General features: G+C 52.8%; 7 protein-coding genes. 3 read left to right on the top strand and 4 right to left on the bottom strand.

The features are described 5' to 3' along the window. On the top strand, positions 1–771 hold a 771-nt coding region (locus AAA927_RS04490; protein ID WP_338216123.1), incomplete at its 5' end, for an IS3 family transposase. Between the two features lie 46 nt (positions 772–817). Here the strand turns inward: AAA927_RS04490 and AAA927_RS04485 are convergent. Next, positions 818–2,056 carry an MDR family MFS transporter gene (locus AAA927_RS04485; protein WP_338216122.1) on the bottom strand — a complete coding sequence of 413 codons (1,239 nt, stop codon included), beginning with the start codon at positions 2,054–2,056 and terminating at the stop codon, positions 818–820. Between the two features lie 345 nt (positions 2,057–2,401). Between AAA927_RS04485 and uvrC the strand changes: the two genes are divergently transcribed. Beyond that, positions 2,402–4,180 (top strand): excinuclease ABC subunit UvrC, encoded by a 1,779-nt coding sequence (uvrC, locus tag AAA927_RS04480; RefSeq protein WP_338216121.1) that lies wholly within the window; start codon positions 2,402–2,404, stop codon positions 4,178–4,180. 114 nt (positions 4,181–4,294) lie between these two features. Next, positions 4,295–4,438, top strand: coding sequence for a hypothetical protein (locus tag AAA927_RS04475; protein ID WP_338216120.1), 144 nt, complete (start codon positions 4,295–4,297; stop codon positions 4,436–4,438). 143 nt (positions 4,439–4,581) lie between these two features. On the opposite strand, the gene AAA927_RS04470 is transcribed toward AAA927_RS04475, so the two are convergent. From AAA927_RS04470 to AAA927_RS04460, 3 genes are read right to left on the bottom strand one after another with little or no spacing between them, the layout of a single operon-like run. Beyond that, a complete protein-coding gene (locus AAA927_RS04470) occupies positions 4,582–6,519 on the bottom strand; it encodes a PTS fructose transporter subunit IIABC (RefSeq protein WP_338216119.1) in 1,938 nt (645 codons plus the stop codon). Beyond that, the gene (gene pfkB / locus AAA927_RS04465; protein WP_338216118.1) at positions 6,520–7,437 is read right to left on the bottom strand and encodes a 1-phosphofructokinase; all 918 of its coding nucleotides are present in this window, start codon (positions 7,435–7,437) and stop codon (positions 6,520–6,522) included. It abuts the gene before it with no gap. Further along, complete coding sequence (locus tag AAA927_RS04460; RefSeq protein ID WP_125581700.1) at positions 7,434–8,183, bottom strand: DeoR/GlpR family DNA-binding transcription regulator; 750 nt, start codon at positions 8,181–8,183, stop codon at positions 7,434–7,436. The genes pfkB and AAA927_RS04460 overlap by 4 nt, the downstream gene beginning before the upstream one ends. Positions 8,184–8,233: the final 50 nt, after the last annotated feature.

Below are 8,233 nucleotides of genomic sequence, written 5' to 3'. Positions count from 1 at the left end.
CGGCTTAGGCGTGATAAGAAGCCTGATAAGTATGCCGAGGTCAAAGCCTTCATCAAGAAGTGTTTTTTCGGTTCGAAAGAGACTTATGGGTATCGTCGAATTCACGATGAAGCAGACAAAGTCGGCTACCACTACGCCGAGGAAACAATTAGACGTCTAATGAGTGATATGGGATTGAAATGTCTGATTTACTCTAAACATACTTCCAAATATCACTCCTACAAAGGTCACGTTGGTCTCATTGCGCCTAACATCTTGAATCAGAAGTTTGAGACCACACAACCACTCACAGTGTTCCATACTGATGTGACCCAGGTACGGCTGTACAACGGCGAATGGGGCTATATCTCTTCAATCACAGATGAAGCTAGCCGTGAAGTGATCGCGGCTATTGTCAGTGCTTCTCCCAATAAGGCTTTGATTCAAGCGTCACTTGATGAATTGGAGCATCACCTTAAAGAAGGTATCACACCAACTCTTCACTCTGATCAAGGGTGGCAATATCAAATGGCGGACTACCAGCAACGTCTCAAGGCTATGAACATTACACAGAGCATGTCTCGTAAAGGTAACTGTCACGATAATGCGCCCATCGAAAGCTTCTTCAACCTCCTAAAACGTGAGTGCTTGAATCGGTATCAGATCAACACGCTCTCAGATCTGCGCAAGCTGGTGAACGGTTATGTGGATTGGTTTAACAATGTCAGAATTTCGAGAAACAAAAATGGCTTGACCCCAGTTGAGTACCGGGAACAAACCATGATTGCTTAATTCAAAATCTAAATTGTCTAACTTTTCTATTGCACTTCACATTTTGTCAGTCAGGATCTTTTTGATTCCAAGCTGCCTTGGGTAAATTCAGTACATGGATCACCGCCGCGATGGAGCACCCGCCCAGCAGTAAGAACAGGATGGCCATGCCATACTGGCCAATGGCCGTCGACAAGGTGACCGTGGCCCCAGCCAGCACCGAAGCCAATGGGTAAACCGCGGAAAAGGCGCCAGAGTAAGTCCCGATTTTGGCCGGATCCATCAAGTCTGCGCGCAGGGTTTGACTCGGCGGCACCACGACCATTTCCCCGATGGTGAGAGTCACTGCGCAAATCACAATTGGCCACAGAGTATTAAGCATGCAGGTGAGGGCAAACCCCAGCGTCTGCAGGCCCATCCCAATCGTGTAGGCCCGGCGCAGTGACCATTTGCTGGTCAATCGGGTGAAGAGTGACATGAAGGGAATAATGATGGCGGTGTTGATCAGCGTGATGCCAGACAGCATGCGCTGGCCATAGATTTCCAGCCCGAAAAGGTGTACCGTGTGAAAATCGGCGCCGAGATGCACGGCAAGGTAGAAACCAAGCTGGTTGGTGACCATGCCGCTGAGTACCATGCCGATGAGGTACCAGTCGTAGCGATGGTCACTTATGACTTGCCAGTAGCCGCGCACCGCCTGCCACACCGAACCAGAGACAGCATGATCCGGAGTGAAACTTTCGGACATGAAGAACCAGATGATGATCAGGTTGATGATGGTGACCACGCCCATGCCAATCAGCAGTTCAAAGAGATAATCCCGGAAGAACCACCCGCCTAACGCGGCGCCAATCATCACGGAAATATTGATGATCCAGTAAATGAGGGCATAGACGTAGCGCCGATTTTGCGGCGTTGAAACATCAATGACCATGGCTTCTTCGGCTGGGCTAGAGAGGTTGGCCCCGACTTGCGCAATCAAAAAGGCGAAAAAGGTTGGCATGGGAAAGTGCCCCAGCGGAGAATTCATCACCGCCGCTAAGGCAAACCCAGCCAACGTCAAAATTGTCCCCAGCACCATGATGGGTTTGCGACCGTGCACATCGGCGAGATGCCCACCGTACAGGCCGGCAATGAAGCCCATGACCGATACGATAATGAGCAGCACGCCGGTCAAACCGGCGCCAAAATATTTGGCGTAGTAAATCGTCATGTTAGGGCCAATTGAGCTCGACAGCATGACGGCCAAGAAGACCGTCAGCATCCGTAATTTTAAGTTGTTGTTCAGTGCCATAAATTCTTTCATAATTACCTCCGCCAAACTTAACCAGTATACGGAAAGCGCAGGCAAAAGAAAAGACCACTAGTGCTAGGCAGTGGTCAATTATCTGGGCCGGCGCCGCGGCGTTCGGCCAATTAAATTATGGTCAAGCTGGTGCTTGAGATTGGCCAATTCAGCGGCTTTTGCGCTGCGGGTTTGGCGTTTTTTAATCGCGGCGTTCGGCCGCTTCCGGTGTTTTTGCACGATTCTCATCCTCTATCAACGACTAAGGCTATGATACCATGCCGGCGTCTGAGTTGCGTTATGCCGCAGTGAATATTAGAATAGTAAGCGAACGTTTGTTTTGTAAACAATAAATGAGGTGATAGAATGGCGTCTGAACACATTGAACATAAGCTAGCCTTGCTGCCAGATGAGCCGGGCTGTTACCAAATGAAAAATATCAATGGCAAGATTATTTATGTCGGGAAAGCCAAGAATCTAAAAAATCGGGTGCGCTCGTATTTCAAAAGCAGTCACGATGGTAAAACCGCACGGCTGGTGGCGGAAATTGCTGACTTCGACTACATTGTCACTTCCAGCGATAAGGAAGCTTTTTTGCTTGAAATTACTTTGATTCAAAAGTGGCAGCCGTACTACAACATTAAGCTAAAAAAAGGTACCGGTTATCCCTACATCAAAATCACCAATGAACGTGATCCCAAGTTGGAGCTCACCGGTGACGTCAAGAAAGACGGCGCCTATTATTTTGGCCCATATCCTAATGTCTATGCCGCGCAAGAAACCATTCACTTCCTGCAAAAAGTCTATCCGCTGCGCCGCTGCAATGGTTTCCAAGGCCGGCCGTGCCTGTATTATCACATGGGCCAGTGTCTCGGCGCTTGCTGGCGGACGGTACCAGAGGAAGAGTATGCCGCCCAAATTGCCAAGATTCGCAGCTTTTTGGATGGTAACACCGGCCGGGTGAAGCAAGAGCTGACGCAAAAGATGGAAAACGCGGCCAAGAAGCTTGAATTTGAACGTGCCGCAGAGCTCCGTGATCAGCTGCACTACATCGAAGTCACGGTAGAAAAGCAAAAAATCATTTCCACCGACCGCACCCAGCGTGATGTCTTCAACTTCTACATGGACAAAGGCTGGATTTCGATTCAGATTTTCTTCATTCGCCAAGCGCGGCTGATGAAGCGGGAATCGCGGCTATTTCCGATTGCCACCACGGCCGAAGAAGAATTTGAAACCTTTATTTTGCAGTTCTATGATCGCAAGAACAACGTCAAACCTAAGGAAATTCTCGTGCCCAGTGGCCTTGATAACGATGTCCTAGAGCAAGTGCTTGAAGTGCCAGTGCGGACGCCGCAACGCGGGGAAAAGCGGGCCTTGATGGAATTGGCGGCCAAAAACGCGAAAATCAAGTTGGATGAAAAGTTTCGTTTGCTGGAGCTGGATAACCGCACCACGGTCGGCGCCCAAAACGAGATTTTTGCCGCTCTCGGCTTAGCGCCGGGGCATGTGATTGAGGCCTTCGACCATAGCCACATCCAAGGTACCAACCCAGTGTCTGCCATGGTGCAATTCGTCGATGGCCGGCCCGAGAAAACGAATTACCGCAAATACAAGCTGGCCGAAGCAGAAAACGAACACAGCGCGGATGAAGTGGCCAACACCTATGAAGTGATTAGGCGACGCTACAGTCGGCTGTTGAAGGAGCATGCCGCGATGCCGGATTTGATTCTGATGGATGGGGGCGAAATCCAGATGAATGCCGTCAAGGACGTGCTGGAAAACGAGTTAAACTTGGCGATTCCCGTGGCGGGGATGGTGAAGAATGATAAGCATAAAACCGCCCGCTTGCTCTATGGCGATTTTGACGCGCCGATTGATTTGGATCCGAAGTCCCAAGGGTTTTATTTGCTGGAACGGATTCAAGAGGAAGTGCATCGCTTCGCGATCACGTTCCACCGCCAGCTGCGCAACAAGAATTCGTTGGCGTCGCGCTTGGAAACCATTCAAGGGGTGGGGCCCAAAACCCGTTCCAAGCTGCTGCGCAAGTTCAAAACGATGAATGGCATCAAAGCCGCTTCCATGGAAGATTTGCAAGCGGCCGGCGTGTCCAAAGCCGTGGCGCAGGCCATTAAACTATCGCTGTAATCTAGCGCGACTGCATGCAGTCGCGTTTTTTGCTGCTTTCGTTTCTCTGGCAACCATGTTATTATGATGATATTAAAATGAGATTTAAATTATAAAACGAAAAGAGTGATGATCATGATGGCGATGCCGAATCATCCAAGCAGACAGCATCAAGTCGATCAGGACCGTGCTTATGACCGAGTTGCACCAAAGCCAGCTCACTGCCTAGCGTTGATTGCCGCCAGTCTGTTACTGGCCGGGGTATTGGGGTTGCTCTAATTAAACGAGTGGGTCCGCTGCCAGTGACAGCGGGCCCTTTTTGTTGGGCAGGGGCGGGCGCGCAGGCCGCACCGAGGACAAACACCCGCGCCAGGGTACAGAAAAATCCCTCACTGCCGCAGCAGTGAGGGACAAAGGGAACGTTAAGCTTCTTTTGCTTTTGGCCGCCAGAGGCCGAGGATGAGACCGGCAATAACGGTGCCGACAATTAGCGAGACGATGAAGCCTAGTTTTTGATCCGTTAGCGCTAAGGCCACGATACCGCCGTGGGGCGCTGGTACGTTGACCTTGAAGACTTGCGTCAAGCCGCCGGCAATCGCGGAGCCAATGACCGAGCTCCCAATGATGTGCAGTGGATCGGTGGCGGCGAAGGGAATGGCGCCTTCAGTGATAAAGGTCAGGCCCAAGACATAGTTGGACATGGCGGAGCTATGTTCCGTTTTGGTGAATTTTTGCGGGAACAAGGTTGCGGCCAAGGCAATGGCCAGCGGCGGAATCATCCCACCAATCATGACGGCAGCCATCCAGCGGCCGTCTTTGAAGCCAGAAGCCTGGTAAATCCCAATGGCAAAGGTGTAAGCCGCTTTGTTGAAGGGACCGCCCATGTCAATGCTCATCATCGCCGCCAAAATCACGCCGACGACGACGGCGTTACCAGTGCCCATCCCTTCAAGCCAGGCAATCAGCGCGCCATTCAAGAAGGCAAAAATCGGATTAACAATGAAGAACATGATCAGGCCGATCAAGGCTAAGCCAATGACTGGGTAGAACAAAATGGTCTTCAAGCCATCCAGCGAGCGTGGGACTTTAGCGAAGAGTTTCTTGAGGCCGACAATCATCCAGCCGGCGATAAACCCTGCGGCCAGGCCGCCGATAAACCCAGCCGGATTTTGTGCTTTGACAATTGAAGCGGAAGCCAAGGTGGCCATGTAACCGCCGACAAACCCAGGCATCAAGGCTGGACGATCACCGATTGATACGGCGATGTAAGCAGCCAAGACTGGTACCAAGAAGGAAAAGGCGTAGTTCCCTAAGTTATTGGTGAAAGTGAACCAACCAGACTGGGCGCCAAACGCATTTTCAAAGATGAAGGACAGCGCCATGATGATCCCACCGCCGACCACGAAAGGCAGCATGTTGGAAACACCGTTCATCAGGTCGGCATAAATCCTGCTCCAGGTACTCTTCTTTTCGTCATCATCCGCGTCGCTTTGCGCGCCGCCTTCAGCGTGGAAAATCGGGCCTTTTTCCGCCAAGGTGTCGTTGATTAATTCTTCCGGCTTCTTGATGCCGTCGATGACCGGGCGGTTGATTAGATGCTTACCGTCAAAGCGCGGCATGTCGACTTTCTTGTCGGCAGCGATGATGACGCCAACTGCCTTGGCGATGTCGGCTTTGGTTAGGAGGTGCTTCACGCCCTCAGAGCCGTTGGTTTCGACTTTGATGGCGACGCCCATTTTCTCGGCTTGTTCCTTAAGGGCGGCTTCAGCCATGTAAGTATGGGCAATGCCAGTGGGGCAGGCGGTGACCGCGACGATAAACGGCTTTTCTGCTGGCGTGGTTTCAACCGCGGCTGGGGCCGCAGCAGCTTCGGCGGCTGCCTCTTCAGCTTCTTTGGCTTCCTTGGCCGCTTGGGCATCAGCAAAGAGTTGCAAGACTTCATCTGGGGTAGTTGCTTCTTTGAGGGCAGCCACCAGCTTCGGGTTGATCAGCAGCGACGACAATGCGGCTAAGGCTTGCAGGTGGGTGTTGTTGGCACCTTCGGGAGCGGCAATCATGAAGAACAGGTGCACCGGCTGGCCATCTAAGGCATTAAAGTCGACGCCGGCGGCACTTTTGGCAAACAGCACCGTGGCGCGTTGAACGGCTTTGTCTTTGGCATGGGGCATGGCGATACCATCCCCGATGCCGGTGGTAGACTCTGCTTCACGCTTTTCAATGTCGGCTTGATAGAGTTTGGCATCATCGATAATGCCTTCATCAGCGTACTTGGTGACCATTTCGGTGATGGCCGCCGCCTTGGTGGTGGCCTTGAGGTCCATGATCATGACATTTTTGAGTAGTAAGTCACGAATATCCATTTAGATTTCCTCCATTGTGATGGTGGCGGCAACTTCAGCGATTTTAGCCTTGGTGGCTAAGTCTTGGGAAAAGGCAGTGGCACTGCCGCAGGCGATGCCGGCTTTAAACGCGGCTTGCGCATCGCCGGTTTGCATCAAGGTACCGGTGAAACCGGCGAGCATCGAGTCGCCGGCGCCCACCGAGTTGATCACTTGACCCGGAGCAACGGTGCCATGGTAGGCATGCTCGGCGGTGATCATCAGCGCGCCTTTGCCAGCCATGGAAACCAGGACATGCTGCGCGCCGAGCTTCAGCAACTTGCGCCCAGCAGTGACCACTTGCTGCAGATCTGTGTATTCGTCATCCCCGAATAAGGCGGCCAGTTCATGGTGATTCGGTTTGACGACGAGGGGATGATCAGGCAGCGTGTCGAGTAGCGCTTGGCCAGTGGTGTCAATGACAAACTCAGCTTCGGCCGCATGAATCATCGGAATGAGGTCGCGGTAGAAACTTGTCGGCAAACCTTGCGGGAGGCTGCCAGCCATAATCACGACATCCCCAGGTTGCAGGCGGGCTTTGAGGTCAGAGGTGAAGGCTGCGACTTCGGCCGCCGTAATCTGCGGCCCAGCTGCGTTAAGCTCAGTTTCGCTTTGCGCATGTAGCTTAACGTTCAGGCGCGTGGCTGCCGCGGTGGTGGTCAGGTGATGTGCGACTTGCAGCTGCGCCAGCTGGTCCTCAATGAACGCGCCAGTGAAGCCGCCGCTAAAGCCCAGCGCGGTGCTGGCAATACCCAACGCCTTCAAAATGCGACTGACGTTAATGCCTTTGCCGCCTGGTAGCATCACCGCTGAACTGAGGTGGTTAACCCGCCCCAGTTCAAGGTCAGGCAGGGCAATCACGTAATCGATTGACGGGTTGAGCGTAATCGAGTAAATCATGCATGAACCTCCTTGATATTGGTTTGATCTTCATAGTAGGTGGCAATGTCACCTAAAGCCGTGGTGAGAATGATGCCAGCCGAAATCGGGGCAAAGCGGGCGAAACTGACCTGGCCGAATTTGGTCGGGTCAGCCAAAATCACGGCCGTTTTGGCCTGCCTGATTGCAGCAGCTTTCACCGCGGCTTCTTCCTGATCCGGTGTGGTCAGCCCATACTTCAGGTGCACCCCGTTCGCGCCGATGAAAGCAAAGTCAAAGCGGCAGGCTTCCATTTGTTGCACGGTGGTGGCCCCAATCAGCGCCTTGGTCGTTGGTTTCACGCTGCCACCCAGCAGGCGGGTGGCGATGCCGTAATCCGCAAGCTGACTGGCATTATCAACGCCAGTGGTGACGACCGTGACTTCCCGCTCAGCAAGCAGGGGAATCATTTGCGCCGTGCTAGTGCCAGCATCAAGAAAAATCGTTTGGTGCGGCTTCAGCAATTTCACCGCGGCTTGGGCGATCTGCTGCTTTTCCAGCAGGGCCTGCGTGGCTTTTTCTTGGACGCTGAGTTCCACCAAGCTGGCATCGATGCGTTCAGCGCCACCATGAATGCGCCGAAGCTGGCCGGCACTTTCCATATCGGCGAGGTCGCGGCGGATGGTCGACTCAGAAGCGTCTAAAGCCGCCATCAGGGCTTGGGATTTGACCACTGATTGGCGGGTTAGCAGCGCTTGAATGTAGCGATGGCGTTCTTCTGTAAGCATTTTCTTCACCTCACAGCGCTTAGTATACTCGTCAAACGGTCAAAAGCAAT

The organism is Lacticaseibacillus salsurivasis (assembly GCF_036246225.1).
Lineage (GTDB): Bacteria > Bacillota > Bacilli > Lactobacillales > Lactobacillaceae > Lacticaseibacillus > Lacticaseibacillus salsurivasis.
The sequence above is the reverse complement of the archived record's forward strand: the minus strand, read 5'-3'. Positions and strand labels throughout refer to the sequence as shown.